This is a genomic window from Streptomyces sp. NPDC004609, from assembly GCF_042873655.1.
GTDB lineage: Bacteria > Actinomycetota > Actinomycetes > Streptomycetales > Streptomycetaceae > Streptomyces.
Genome location: NZ_JBIALS010000003.1, coordinates 63163 through 76205, shown reverse-complemented (window position 1 = coordinate 76205; position 13043 = coordinate 63163). Strand labels below are relative to the sequence as shown.

The 13043-nt window shown below is 71.7% G+C and carries 11 protein-coding genes; 8 read left to right on the top strand and 3 right to left on the bottom strand.

Translation table 11 applies throughout. The features are described from left to right. The first annotated feature begins 56 nt into the window (after window positions 1–56). From ACFYT4_RS03665 to ACFYT4_RS03655, 3 genes are all read left to right on the top strand, one after another. Window positions 57–1244: an NAD(P)/FAD-dependent oxidoreductase gene (locus ACFYT4_RS03665; protein ID WP_389264887.1), complete on the top strand. Its 1188-nt coding sequence runs from the start codon at window positions 57–59 to the stop codon at window positions 1242–1244. A gap of 76 nt (window positions 1245–1320) precedes the next feature. Then, window positions 1321–1704 carry a DoxX family protein gene (locus ACFYT4_RS03660; protein ID WP_389264885.1) on the top strand — a complete coding sequence of 128 codons (384 nt, stop codon included), beginning with the start codon at window positions 1321–1323 and terminating at the stop codon, window positions 1702–1704. A 97-nt stretch (window positions 1705–1801) separates the two neighbouring features. After that, window positions 1802–2698, top strand: coding sequence for an RNA polymerase sigma-70 factor (locus ACFYT4_RS03655; RefSeq protein ID WP_389264883.1), 897 nt, complete (start codon window positions 1802–1804; stop codon window positions 2696–2698). A 546-nt stretch (window positions 2699–3244) separates the two neighbouring features. On the opposite strand, the gene ACFYT4_RS03650 is transcribed toward ACFYT4_RS03655, so the two are convergent. The 3 genes from ACFYT4_RS03650 to ACFYT4_RS03640 all read right to left on the bottom strand — a co-directional run bounded on the left by ACFYT4_RS03650 (window position 3245) and on the right by ACFYT4_RS03640 (window position 8148). Continuing rightward, the gene (locus ACFYT4_RS03650) at window positions 3245–5464 is read right to left on the bottom strand and encodes a lipopolysaccharide biosynthesis protein (protein ID WP_389264882.1); all 2220 of its coding nucleotides are present in this window, start codon (window positions 5462–5464) and stop codon (window positions 3245–3247) included. After that, complete coding sequence (locus ACFYT4_RS03645) at window positions 5457–7061, bottom strand: DegT/DnrJ/EryC1/StrS family aminotransferase (protein ID WP_389264880.1); 1605 nt, start codon at window positions 7059–7061, stop codon at window positions 5457–5459. Before ACFYT4_RS03645 ends, ACFYT4_RS03650 begins: the two co-directional genes overlap by 8 nt. A 121-nt stretch (window positions 7062–7182) precedes the next feature. Further along, window positions 7183–8148 carry an RNA polymerase sigma factor SigF gene (locus ACFYT4_RS03640; RefSeq protein ID WP_389264878.1) on the bottom strand — a complete coding sequence of 322 codons (966 nt, stop codon included), beginning with the start codon at window positions 8146–8148 and terminating at the stop codon, window positions 7183–7185. Between the two features lie 293 nt (window positions 8149–8441). Here ACFYT4_RS03640 and ACFYT4_RS03635 point away from each other — a divergent pair, with 293 nt between their 5' ends. The 5 genes from ACFYT4_RS03635 (at window position 8442) to ACFYT4_RS03615 (ending at window position 13040) form a co-directional block, all read left to right on the top strand. Then, entirely contained in the window at window positions 8442–8810 is a 369-nt protein-coding gene (locus tag ACFYT4_RS03635; protein WP_389264877.1) for an STAS domain-containing protein, read from the top strand. A gap of 367 nt (window positions 8811–9177) precedes the next feature. After that, window positions 9178–9861 carry an ATP-binding protein gene (locus ACFYT4_RS03630; protein WP_389264874.1) on the top strand — a complete coding sequence of 228 codons (684 nt, stop codon included), beginning with the start codon at window positions 9178–9180 and terminating at the stop codon, window positions 9859–9861. 196 nt (window positions 9862–10057) lie between these two features. Next, window positions 10058–10810 (top strand): peptidase, encoded by a 753-nt coding sequence (locus ACFYT4_RS03625; RefSeq protein WP_389264872.1) that lies wholly within the window; start codon window positions 10058–10060, stop codon window positions 10808–10810. A 2-nt stretch (window positions 10811–10812) separates the two neighbouring features. Continuing rightward, the gene (locus tag ACFYT4_RS03620; protein ID WP_389264871.1) at window positions 10813–11874 is read left to right on the top strand and encodes a hypothetical protein; all 1062 of its coding nucleotides are present in this window, start codon (window positions 10813–10815) and stop codon (window positions 11872–11874) included. Next, window positions 11871–13040: a neocarzinostatin apoprotein domain-containing protein gene (locus tag ACFYT4_RS03615; RefSeq protein WP_389264869.1), complete on the top strand. Its 1170-nt coding sequence runs from the start codon at window positions 11871–11873 to the stop codon at window positions 13038–13040. The genes ACFYT4_RS03620 and ACFYT4_RS03615 overlap by 4 nt, the downstream gene beginning before the upstream one ends. Window positions 13041–13043: the final 3 nt, after the last annotated feature.

Sequence of the window (13043 nt, the reverse complement as noted above, 5' to 3'; positions counted from 1 at the left end):
TGGCGATCGGTCATGCGGTGTCTTGTGCTCGAACCCCTCGAAACGAAGGAGACACCGTGACAGGGAACATGGATGTGGTCGTGATCGGCGGCGGATATGCGGGCGCCTTGGCGGCCAATCGTCTGACGCGGCGCGACGACGTGACAGTGACGCTGGTCAACCCGCGTTCGACCTTTGTCGAGAGGGTTCGCCTGCACCAGGTGGTGGGAGGGTCCCACGCGGCGGTTGTCGACTACCGGGAGATCCTGGGCGAGCGCGTCCGGTTGGTCGTCGACACCGCGGCACGGATCGACGCCCCCGGGCGCAGCGTGACGCTGGCGAGCGGCGGCACGGTCGGCTACGACTATCTGATCTACGCCGTGGGCAGTGGCAGCGCCGACCCGCGCGTCCCCGGAGCGGCCGAGTTCGCCTACCCGATCGCCACCCTGGAGGAGGCACAGCGGCTGACGACGGTGGTCGGCGCCGCGCCCGCAACAGCCGCGGTGACGGTGGTGGGAGCCGGCTCGACCGGTATCGAGACCGCCGCCGAGCTGGGCGAGCAGGGCCGCCGGGTGACCCTGGTGTGCGGCGGGGCGCTCGGCCCGTATCTGCATCCGCGGGTGCGGCGCTTGATCGCCAAGCGGCTGGCCAAGCTCGGGGTGACCGTACTCGAAGGCCCCGACACGAAGGTGACGGCGGTGACCCGCGAAACCGTGCAGCTCAGTGGCGGCCGCACGCTGCCGAGCACGGTGACGATCTGGACCGCCGGGTTCGGCGTGCCGGACCTGGCCACGCGGAGCGGGCTGAGCACCGACGCCCTGGGCCGCCTGCTCACCGACGAGACGCTGACGAGCATGGACGATGTGCGCATCGTCGCGGCCGGGGATTCGGCGGCACCGTCGGACCTGCCGCTGCGAATGAGCTGCCAGACCGCTCGTCCGCTGGGAGCGCACGCTGCCGACACGGTGCTGGCCCGGATCGCCGGTGCGCAGCCTGAGGTCATCAACGTGGGTTTCTTCGGCCAGTGCATCGCCCTGGGCCGTCGCGCCGCCACCGTACAGATCGCCTCCAAGGACGACACCGCGAACAGGTACTCCATCGGTGGCCGCCTCGGCGCAGGGATCAAAGAGCGCGCTTGCAAGGGCGTCGTCAGGGATCTGGCGGACGAGGCACGCAAGCCCGGCTCGTTCACCTGGGGGTTCAAGGACGACAAGCGTCGGCAACTGGTGCGGGCCAAGCGCGGCGAGGTCGCTGCCCACCGCTGAACCAGCAGTTCAGCCAAGCTTCGCGGTCGGTTGGGCCGACGCCGGAGTCACCGACACAAGGCAAGGAGAAACCCCCTTGAACCCCACTTTGTGGATGGCGACCGGACTGCTGGCCGCGGTCGCCCTGACCGGCGGCATCAGCAAGGCGTTCATACCCAAGGAGAAACTGGCCGCGCACGACGGCGGGAAATGGACCCAAGACGCCGGCGTCGGTTTCGTCAAGGCTCTCGGGTTCCTGGAGCTCCTGGCCGCGGTTGGCCTGATCCTGCCCGCCGTGCTCGACATCGCACCGGTCATGGTGCCGGTAACCGCTGTGTGCTGGGTTGCTCTCATGGTTGGCGCGATGATCACTCATGGCCGCCTTGGTCAGTACAAGCTCGTGATGCTGAACTCGGTCTATCTCGTGCTCGCGGCCATTGTCACGTGGGGTCGCTTCGTCCTCGAACCCTTCGCCGAGTGACGAAAGACGTGCCGCCGACCGGGGCGAACGGATACCCGTATGCACCATCGACCATCGCCGGAAACCAGGGCCTGCTGCGAAGGAGACGGGTCGGGATATGAATAGCCACGCCGCCAACGCGGCGACCGAGACGTTCGTTGCCCACCGCAACCTTCTCTTCACCGTCGCCTACGAGATGCTCGGATCGGCGGCCGACGCCGAGGACATTCTCCAGGAGACCTGGCTGCGGTGGGTCAAGGTCGACCTGGGTCAGGTGAGCGACCAGCGCGCCTACCTGGTCCGGATCACGACCCGGCAGTCGCTCAACCGGCTGCGCAGCATGCAGCGCCGCAAGGAGGTGTACGTCGGCCCCTGGCTGCCCGAGCCGCTGCTCACCGCACCGGACGTGGCCGAGAACGTCGAGCTCGCCGAGAGCGTGTCGATGGCGCTCATGTTCGTCCTGGAGACACTGTCGCCGACCGAGCGCGCCGTCTTCGTGCTGCGCGAGGTCTTCGACGTCGGCTACGACGAGATCGCGGCCGCCGTCGGCAAGAGCCCCGCGGCCGTCCGCCAGATCGCCTACCGCGCACGTCGGCACATCGATGCCCGTCGACCCCGCTCGGTGGTCTCCGTGAGCGCGACCCGGGCGGCTCTGGAGTCCTTCCAGCGGGCGCTGGAAACCAGGGACCTGCAGGGGCTGCTCGACGTGCTCGCGCCCGAGGTCGTCGTCGTCACCGACGGCGGCGGGATCAAGCAGGCGGCGCTGCGGCCGATCATCGGCGCCGAGAAGGTGGTCCGCTTCCTGGCCGGCGGTCTCGGCAGGACCGATGCCACGATGACCGCTGCCCCGGCCGTGGTCAACGGCAGTCCGGGACTCGTCTTCCGCCTGGACGGCGAGATCGACGGCGTGATGGCGGCCCGCGTCGAGGACGTCCGCATCACCAGCCTGTACTACGTCCGCAACCCGGAGAAGCTGCGTCGCGTCGCGTCCGAGACCCCGCTCACCCTGCGATGAACACGGTCGGTGCAGTCTGAACGGCACTGCGCCAGTAGGGCCTTTGCCAGCCGGTCCACCCGGCAGTCGGTGTCCGGCGGATCAGGTGACCGCCTTGACGTCGCGTCGCGCCGACTGACTGCACGGCACGATAACCGACTCGGCGAGCTCATGGATGAGTACGGCCGGCCGACGGCGGAACGGATCGGCGAGGAGGCCGCACGCGCGGCGTCGCCAGCACAACGAGCCCCGCCGACGTTTGAGGCGCAAGAGGCTGCGCCTTGCTCGCGAGGCAGGGGGGCAACGCGCGTCCTGCTGGGGCGACGTCAGCGCAACGAGCCCCGCCGGCGTTTGAGGCGTGGGGCTGCGTGTCGTCCGCGGGGTGGTGGCACACCGTGTGCCTGCTGGGGCGACCTCGGCAGTTTCAGCCCCGCTGGCGTTTGAGGCGCGGGGATACGCCTTGCCCGCGAGGCAGCGGGACAACACGCGCCCTGCTGGGGCGACCTCAGCACACCGAGCCCCGCCGGCGTTTGAGGCGCGGGGCCCGGGGCAGCCCCCCGGAAATAGCTACTCGCGGGAGGCCCACCACACCGCCACCGCGTACACCGTCGCGAACCCCGCGAACACCGGCAGCGCCCCCGCTGCCATCGCGTCCTGGGCCGCCCAGCCCGCCACCGCGAGGACCCACACCACGACGGCGGTGACCTGCTCGTTCGCGCCCAGCTTCCGCAGGGTGACCGCCGCGAGAGCGAGGCACAGGACCTGAAGGACCACGGGGAGCGCGCGCAGAATGCTGGAGGGGCTGTCCAGCCCGGCCGCCGCGGCGAGGAAGTCCCCGAGCGCTCTCGTCCACGCGTCCCCGGCCTGGTCGAGATGGAGCCCGAGGAGCAGCGGCCCGGTGTACAGCGCGGCCACCGTCACCACGAGGATCGTGCCGACCAGCACGGGCCTGGGCCGCTGGAGCGCGACGGCGGCGCAGTACGCGATGACGAGGAGGATGCCCGCCGTGAGACTCACCGGCGGCAGCGCGCCGAGCAGTTCCCCGCCGAGCAGACTCGCCCGGCCCAGATCCTCCGCACGCGAGAGCGGCACCCAGAACAGCCCGGCCGCCAGCCCCAGCACCAGCCAGAGCCAGACGGTCAGCCGGTCCTCGTCGGTGTCCGGTGGAGCCGCCGGGCGTTCGGCCGCGCGTTCGGGCGGCACGAAGACCGGGATGCCGAACGCCGGGGTCGCCGTGTCGTGCCCGCTCCAGACATACGCGGCGGTGCCGTACTCCTGCTCGTCCTTGGCGAGCCGCTCCCGCCGCTCCGCCGCCTTCCGGGCCCAGTTGGTGCCGTACTCGATCTCCTTCTCGGGCCCGCGGGCCACCAGACGGGCCCACAGCTTCGACGGCTCCGGCTCCCGCCCCGACAGCGCGGCGCGCAGTCCGGGCGCGCACACCACGGCCATCAGGGTCATCGACAGCAGCATCGCCCAGCCCGCGCCGGAGATCCCGGTGGGCCCGAAGAGCAGGGTGGCGCTCCCCAGGACGAGGACGCACATCGTGCCCTGGATGACGGCGAGCATCCCCGTACGCCCCTGGACGCGCAGCACCCCGATGTACAGCTCGACGGCGACCCTCGGCAGCGCGGCGGCGGCCAGCAGCCGCAGCACGGTGGAGCTGTTGTCGGCGTACGCGGACCCGAACGGCGCGAGGATCAGCGGCGCGAACACGACCAGTACCAGCACCACGGGCACCAGCAGCAGCGTCATCCGCCGCAGCGCGCCCCGTACGCCCGCCGCCAGCGTCTCGGGGCTGTGGGAGGCGTGCGCGGTCAGCGAGGAGGCCATGTTCATGGCCATGAACTCCATCGTGCCGCCGACGGTGTACGCGATGTAGAAGTAGCCGTTGTGCGTGGCGTCGAACCGCACCGCGACCATCACGGGCAGCAGATTGATCATCGCCATGGAGAACAGCGCGCCGAACGAGTCCCCGGCCAGGAACCGCCCGATCTCCTTCATCCGCGGCGGCTCGCGGTCACGGTCGGCCGCGGCCTGCTGCGGGATCAGCCTGCGGAAGATCAGCCAGGCGAGCGGCACGATCGACAGGGCCATGGCGAGCGCCCAGGAGACGAAGATGCCGAGTACGGGAAGCGCGCTCGCGAACACGGCGAGCAGGACGAGTTTGCCGACGGAGAACACCGCGTTGCCGATCGGCACCCAGAAGGCTCTGCGCAGCCCGGTCAGCACCCCGTCCTGGAGGGTGAGCAGGGCCCAGGAGACAGCGGCGGCGGCGAAGCACAGTCCGGGCCACAGCCCGCGGAGCGGCTCGTACGAGGGCCCCCACAGGTCGAGCGTCAGCAGGAAGACGACCGAGGCCACGAGGACGACGGCGGAGCTGAAGAGGTAGGTGCGCCACACGAGCGGCCCGGTGGCGCGGCCGGCGCGCGGCACATAACGGACCACCGCACCGGTCATCGTGGTCGCGGTGATGGACGCGAGCAGCCGCATCGCGGCGATGGCGGCGGAGCCCTCGCCGACGGCGTCCTTGGTGTAGTAGCGGGCGGCGACGAGCCAGAAGCCGAGGCCCAGGGCGGCGGAGACGCCGGTGGAGAGCATCAGCGCATAGGCGTTGCGGAACAGGGAGTCCTGGCCGTGTCCGGAGTCGTCGCCCTCCGGCCGGTCCCCCTCCGGTTCGTCGGCCGCGGGCGCCCCGGGGAGCGCGGCCGACTCCGGGAGCTTGCGCAGGCGAGTGGTGTCCGCCGACTCGGGCAGCTTGCGCAGCCGGGTCGTTTCGATGTCAGACACTGGTCCCGTCCTGGGAGGACGGGACCGCCCTCAGCTCCATGGTGTGGTGCTCGGCGCCGGGCCCCGAGTGCTGCGGGGCGTGCCGGCCTGTCTGCGGCTGCGCGGGGTCGGCGCTCCCGTCGCGGCGCTGCCGCACGATCCGGTCCCCGCGGTCGGCGGGGTCCACAGCGTCCACCGAAGCGGCGAGTTCCGCGCGGCTCCGCTGGGCGAGGCCCTGCTCCTCGCGGTCCCGCGGGCCCGGCTGTTCGTGGTCCTGCTGCGCACGGTCCCGCGGGGGCGGCTGTACGCGGTTCTGCTGCGCACGCACCTGCTCGGCGCGGTGTTCGCCGTACGCGGCTGCCTGGACGTGGATCGTCCGGGACGAGCGGGTCTGCTGGAGGGGCGTCCTCGGTGTGCCGCCGGGGCCGCCGGGCCGAAACGGCGGCGCGGGACGCACGTCGGACCGGTCGAGGACGGCCAGGATGCGGTCGGCCTTCAGCGGGTCGCAGGGCAGCGTGTGGCGCCCGAAGTAGGCGGCGGCCTGGGGCAGGGGCGAGGGGTCGGTGAAGTACTCCCCGGCGTAGTCGTCGAGCGGCGGGTCGTAGAGGTAGCCGGTGACGATCCGGTGCCGGGCGAGCAGGGCCCTGGCCGCGTCCCGGTCCTCGACGAGCAGCGGCACCTGGAACAGCGGCTGCACGGGCCCCGGCCGGGGGATCGCCCAGCGGGAGGCCAGCAGCTTCCGGGTGCCCTCCCGGTAGGCGTGCAGCCGGGTGTCGAGCCCCGCCAGCAACCGTTCGGTCCGTCTCAGGCGCAGCAGGCCCGGCCGCTGCCGGTAGTCGTGCATGTCGACACGGACCCAGGAGTTGAAGCCGGTCAGCGAGGGCGCGGTCGGCAGGGCGCGCCGCAGTTCCTCCGGGCGCAGTGCCATCCGGATGTCCTCGCGCTCCTCCATGCCGAGCCGCCTCATGACGGCGCGGGCCGTTGGGGCGAGCCGCAGCCCCCGGACCATCGCCTCGGCGTACGGGCGCACTCCGTAGGTGATCTCCGACAGCGGGCCCCCGGGTTCGAGGAGTTCGTCACGGGCGCGTTCCAGCGGGCGGCGCAGCGCGGGGTCGGCGACGGCGAGGATTCCCCCGGTCTTGGCGCCGGTGTGCTTGCCGAGGCTGAAGCCGGCCGCGTCGCCGAAGGAGCCGACGGGCCGTCCGCCGATCTCGGTGCCGATGGCGTGGGCGCAGTCCTCCAGCAGTGGTATGCCCAGCAGATGGCAGCGCGAGCGCAGTTCGAGGACCGGGTCGGGGTTCCCGTACAGATTGGTGGTCAGAACGGCGGAGAGCCCGTGCCAGACGGACTCGGGCACGGCGTCGACGTCGATCGAGCCGTCCTCGGGCCGCAGGGGGGCCATGACCGGGCGCAGTCCCGCGGCGAGCGCCACGAAGAAGATGACGTCGTCGTTGACGGGCGACATCAGCACGCGTCCGCCCGGTCTGCACCAGTGGCGCATCGCCAGCCACAGCGCGATCCGGCCCGACGGCACATAAAGACATTCTCTGCCCAGCCGCTCGCGCATCAGCTGTTCCAGTGCTGTGTACGCGGACGGCCGGCCCTCCCCAAGAGCCATTGTCGTTCCCCCCACTAACCCGTGCTCAATGTGGACCAAACCGGACTGTCCCGTCAATGACGGGAAGGGGCCTGTTCCGTAACGGAACAGGCCCCCCGCGCCGTTCCGGCGGTGCGCCGGATCACTCGTCCAGCGTGAGGCCCTTCCGCAACGTGACCAGCGTACGGGCGAGGAGTCGTGAGACATGCATCTGTGAGATTCCCAGCTCCTCACCGATCTCCGACTGCGTCATATTGGCGACGAAACGAAGGGAGAGAATTTTACGGTCCCGTGGTCGAAGACCCGCGATCAGCGGCTTGAGGGACTCGACGTACTCGATGCCCTCCAGGCCGTGGTCCTCGTACCCGATCCGGTCCGCGAGCGCTCCGGAGACGCCGTCGTCGCCCTCGTCGTGCTGGGCGTCCAGGGAGGAGGCGGTGTACGCGTTGGCCGCGGCCATGCCCTCGACGACCTCGTCGCGTTCGATACCGAGGTGCTCGGCCAGCTCGCCGACGGTGGGCGAGCGGTCCAGGCGCTGGGAGAGCTCGTCCCCCGCCTTCGCCAGGTCCAGCCGCAGTTCCTGGAGCCTGCGCGGAACCCGGACCGACCAGCTGGTGTCCCGGAAGAAGCGCTTGATCTCGCCGACGATGGTGGGCATCGCGAATGTCGGGAACTCGACACCCCGGCTGAGTTCGAAGCGGTCGATCGCCTTGATGAGGCCGATGGTGCCGACCTGGATGATGTCCTCCATCGGCTCGCTGCGGGAGCGGAAGCGGGAGGCGGCGAACTTGACCAGCGCGAGATTGAGCTCGACGAGCGTGTTGCGGACGTAGGCGTGCTCGTGGGTGCCCTCTTCGAGGTGCTCCAGCCGGGCGAAGAGCGTCTTCGACAGGGCGCGCGCGTCGAGCGGTCCCACCTCGTCGAAGGGGGGAATCGGAGGCAGTGCGTCCAGGATCGGAGGCATGTCGTCCAGTACGGGAGGCGGTTCCTCCAGGACGGGAAGCGGTTCCTTCAGGACGGGGGTGGCGGGTGTGCGGTCTGACAGTGCCGACGGCGCGGTGGTGGGGGTACGCGGTGCGTCGAGCCGGGGTGACATGGTCTCCTCCATCGTTCTCGGCATATGGCTGCCGATGCCCATACCTTCAGCTGCGGTGAGCGGCGCCTCCAAAGCCGGCCGTGGGTCTGCTGTCCCGTGGTGGTCTCTTACAAGCCCTACCCGTTTCCCCCGGCCAGAAGCAAGTGCCAATTGTCGGCGATGTCCCTTTTGTTGAGGCGTTCCGGTGGCTCCGCCTCGTAGTGAAGGCGTACTGTTCGACGGACGTCACAGCTCTCTGGACAGCCGTGCGATGAACGGGTCGCACGGTCGAAAACCTGGTGAAACTCGGCGAAAAGGGAACGGACATGGACCGCGCGACGGCCGGCAGCGTGAATCAGGGCCGCCTTCTGGTCGAGGTTCGGACCGAAGGCCGCAGCGAGGTGCTCCAGCCGGCGGGTGAGCTCGATCACCATACGGCGGATCTGCTGAGGGTGCCTCTTGAGGCGGCCCTCGAAGCGGGCCGCTCCCGGCTGGTCGTCGACTGCTCCCGGCTGGATTTCTGCGACTCGACCGGACTCAATGTGCTGCTCTCCGCTCGGCTGAGCGCCGAGGCGGCCGGAGGCGGGGTCCATCTGGCGGGGATGCAGCCCGTGGTGGCGAGGGTGCTGGAGATCACCGGGGCGGACGCCGTGTTCACCGTGCACGAGAGCGTCGAAGCGGCGCTGGACGGCTGATGCCGGGTCCGGACGCCACGCGTGGCGCGCCCCCGTGACGACGCCTCCCCCGGCGCACGGCGCGGCCCCGGACGGGGCCGGGGGGCGTGAGCAGCCCGAGGCGGTTTCCGCTGGGTTTTCCGTTGTTGGCGAAGGTGAGTGTTGTCACTGATCCGCCGGGCAGGAGAACTCCCACAGGTCCCGCGCCGAACGCCGGTCGTCGGGCACTCTGAGTACGGGAACCGGAGCAGTGGTACAGACATGTGGAAGCCGGGAACTCAAGCCGGAACCCGAGCGGGGGCCTCAACGGGGCGTCGGAGCAGTGGCGAGCCGGTGGGCGTGCAGACAGAAAACAGGCGAACTGGTGATTCGGTGAGGTGAAGCGCTGATGAGCACCACCCGGCCGCAGTCGGGCGACCTCGGTCCCGAGCCGAACGGCGCCACGGGCGGCGGTTCCTCCGCTGCCGCGCAGGCGCCTGCGTCGCACAGCCCCGCCCCGGCCGATCAGGCCCTGCGCGGCCCGGCCCCGGCCGACTCGCCCCTGAGTGCTCCCGCGCCGGCGGATCCGGCCCCCCGGGAGCCCGCCCCGCCGGCTCCCGCGCCCGATGCCGCGGCCCCCGGCCCCGCACCGGCGGACGGACACGGTCCCGTCCCGGCCTCCCTCGGCCCCGTGCGGCGGCTCGGCCTGGCGAGCGCGAGCGGCATCGTCCCGCTCGCCCGCGACTTCACCCGTCAGGCGCTGTACGACTGGGGCTGGCTGCCCGCCGCCACGGCCGACCGCAGGGCCGCCGCCGAGGACGTCCTGCTGGTCGTCTCCGAACTGGTCACCAACGCCTGTCTGCACGCCGAGGGCCCCGAGGAGCTGAAGGTCGGCTGCGACGGCAAGGTGCTGCGCCTGGAGGTCACCGACCGCGGCACCGGGCAGCCCGCGCCGCGCACCCCGCACCGGGCCGGGCGCCCCGGCGGGCACGGCATGTTTATCGTGCAGCGGCTGTGTCTGGACTGGGGTGTCGTACGGGTCCCGGGCGCGCCCGGCAAGACCGTATGGGCGGAACTCGCCGCACCTTCGTGAGGAGGCGCGGGCCGTCCTGTGACCGTCCGCGCAACCATCGGCATCTCTTGTAGAGCACGTCAATAAGGCGTGCTCTTTGTCTTCCCTCCCCGGGGTCCCCGGCGTACCTTGAGCGCCCGATCTGATGTGCCGTCAGTAAATGGGCGGTGGGTCGCTCGGGCGCAGCAATGGATTCCGGCATGAGGGGAACTTCGAGGTGAGGTACCAGAAACGGACAGGTCTCGCGCTTGCGGCAGCGGTGGCGGGCCCGGTGGTGCTGATCGCCGCCCCGGCCGCGCAAGCCACCGTCGTGGACGTCAACTACCAGTGTGTGACCCCGATCGGTCCCAAGAGCGCGGTCTCGCCGATCGACATCAAGGCGGTCAAGAGCGGCAGCGGCTACAAGCTGACGATGTCCTTCCAGAAGGGCGTGTCCTCCAGCCCGGTGGCGCTGGGCAAGAACTCGATGACCCCCAGCGCGAAGATCAAGCTGGGCGGTGCGGAGTCGGGTTCGGTCCCGGTCACCGGACCGGCGAACACGGAGGAGATCCCGGCCAACGCGCCCATCAGGATCAGTGATCTGTCGGGCACGTACACCCCGTCGAAGAGCGGAAAGGTGACCTTCACGGCCGGCGTGCTGACCATCAAGGCACTCGGCACGACGACGACCTGCACGCCGTCCAACAACCCGAAGCCGTCGCTCGAACTGGACGTCACGGGCTCGGGCGGCTCCGGAGGCTCGGGCGGCTCCGGCTCCGGCGGTTCGTCAGGCGGTTCGTCGGGCGGTTCGTCCGGTGATTCCGGCGGAGGTTCCAGCGGTGGCTCGTCGAGCGGCGGCGCCGAACTCCCCAAGACCGGCCCGCTGGACTCCGCCGTCGCGCTCGGCACGCTCGGCGGCACGGTACTGCTGACCGGGACGGCCGGAGTGCTCTGGCTGACCAGGCGCGGCGCCCGGCGCACCGCGGGCTGACCGTGCCGGCACGCCTCCTCGCGACCCTCGCCGCGCTGCCGCTGTGCGTGCTCGGGATGCCCTCGCCCGCCCTCGGCGCGGAGAGCCCGGCATGGACGGTGGAGCCCGCACCCGGCGGGGAACGCCCGTACATCTACGCGGAGGGAGTGCCCGGAACCGTGCTGGAGGACCGGCTCTCGGTGAGCAACCCGGGGAGCCGGCCGCTGACCGTACGGCTCCGCCCGGCCGACGCGTACAACACCGGGACGGGCGCGCTCGCGGTGCGCGGCCCCGGCGAGTCGACGGGCGCGGGCACCTGGATCACCCCCGCCGTGACCTCCCTGACCGTCCCGCCCCGCACCCGCGCCGAGGTCCCCTTCTCCCTGACCATTCCCGCCGGGGCGGTCCCCGGCGACCATCCGGCGGCGGTGACGGCCTGGGTCCCCGGCCCCGGGCAGCCCGGTGACGGCCCGTCCGGGCGAGCGGCGGCCCCCGGCGGCTCCTCCGGCGGGAGCGCCTCCCGTGACGGTGCGTCGGAGCCCGCGTCCGGTGGCAGCGCCTCCCGCCCTTCCGCGCGTCCCCGGGAAGCGGCCGTCCGTATCCACCTCCGGGTCTCCGGACCCACTCTCGCCGCGCTCACCGTCGAGGACGTCTCCCACGGGGACGGTGTGATCCGCTACTCCCTGGTCAACCGCGGCAATACGGCCCTGAGGCCCCGGGTCACGATCACCGCCGACGGTCTCTTCGGCGAAGTCCTGCGCCGCACCCCCCGCGCGCTCCCGCCCGAACTGCTCCCCGCCCAGCGCGTCACCCTCACCGAGAGGTGGGCGGACCCGCCGCTGCTGGACTCGGTCGACATCGAGGTGGCCGCGACGGCGGGCGACGACACCCGGGCCCGGGGGAGTGCCTCGGCGGCGTTCGTCCCCTGGCCGTGGGCGGCTCTCGCGGCCGGGCTCGCCGCCGCGGCCACGGCCCTGCGTCTCATGCGCCGCCGCCGGCCCGGCCCCTCCGTCTCCCCGCCCTCTTCCCCCGACACCCCTGAACAGTCCGGCAGCGAACAGCATGTGGCGAGGTCAGGAGCATGACGATGTACGAGACCGGTGCGCGCAGGACACCCGTACTGCTGCTGGTACTGCTGTCCTTGCTGCTCGTCGTCCCGGCCCTGGCCGCGCCGGCCGCCGCGGCCGAGCCCGGGCCCGGGATCAGACTCTCCCAGCCGCAGGCGGGCAAGGGCGGTGAGATCACCGTCAGCGGCAGCGGCTGGCGGCCGGACACCCTGCTCATCCTGCTCATCTGCGGGCAGAACATGATCGGCGGGACCGACAGCTGCGCCAACGCCGACGGACGGGCCGTCACCACCGACGCCCAGGGCTCCTTCAGCAAGAAGCTGCCGGTCGCCGAACCGCCCAAGCCGTGCCCCTGTGTGGTGCACGCCGCGACCGTGATGGGGGAACAGGCCGCCGTGGACGCGCCGTTCACCGTCGCCGGGCACCCCACCGCGCCGCTGCCCCGGCCGACGGGCGGCGGAAAGCTCGCCGTGCTGGCCACGACCCGCCTCGAAGGGGACTCCGGCGTACTCGTCTTCTTCGGCGCACCGCCCTCCCGGCACATCGTCTTCACCGTCGGCAACCTCGGCACCACCCCGGTCAAGGACCCGGTCTTCCGGCTCGGCACCTCGCACGGCGTGTACGCGCCGCAGTGGGAGGAGCAGCAGTGGCGCGGCACGATCGAGCCGGGCCGCAAGGCGCTGGTGAAACTGCCCGTCGAGCTGGCGGCCGGGGCCCACGGCGACTACGAGGTCTCGGTGACGTACGGCGACAAGCTGATCGTGGCGCAGCCGTGGGGCGTTGGCCGGCCGTGGGGCGTCACGATCTTCTGGGTGCTGCTGGCGATCGTCGTGCCCGCCGCCCTCTTCCGTATCGGCATGGCGGTGGTCGACCGGGTCCGCCCGGACCGGGGAGAGCGCGCCCGGGGAGAGCGCGCCCGGGGACAGGGTGCCCAAGGGCGGGGTGCCCGGGGACAGCGCACCCGAGGGGCGGGCCGCCACCGCACCCGGCCCGCCTTCCCCGACGTCACCGTGAAGCTGCCCGCCCTGCTGGGCCGCTCGTCCGGCCGGCCCGCGGGCCCGGAGGGAGAGAGCGCCACGACGGCGCCCCCTCCGGCGAGCACGACCACCACGGCGGCTCTGCCGTGGTTCACCCCTGACTCCGCACCGTCAGAGAACCGACCCACGACGAAGGGACATTCGTGAGCA

Excerpts from the sequence above, each read along its gene's own strand:
- ACFYT4_RS03655 (WP_389264883.1), top strand. The coding sequence starts at position 1,802 with ATGAATAGCCACGCCGCCAACGCGGCGACCGAGACGTTCGTTGCCCAC.
- ACFYT4_RS03645 (WP_389264880.1), bottom strand. The coding sequence starts at position 7,061 with ATGGCTCTTGGGGAGGGCCGGCCGTCCGCGTACACAGCACTGGAACAG.
- ACFYT4_RS03640 (WP_389264878.1), bottom strand. The coding sequence starts at position 8,148 with ATGGAGGAGACCATGTCACCCCGGCTCGACGCACCGCGTACCCCCACC.
- ACFYT4_RS03635 (WP_389264877.1), top strand. The coding sequence starts at position 8,442 with ATGGACCGCGCGACGGCCGGCAGCGTGAATCAGGGCCGCCTTCTGGTC.
- ACFYT4_RS03630 (WP_389264874.1), top strand. The coding sequence starts at position 9,178 with ATGAGCACCACCCGGCCGCAGTCGGGCGACCTCGGTCCCGAGCCGAAC.
- ACFYT4_RS03615 (WP_389264869.1), top strand. The coding sequence starts at position 11,871 with ATGACGATGTACGAGACCGGTGCGCGCAGGACACCCGTACTGCTGCTG.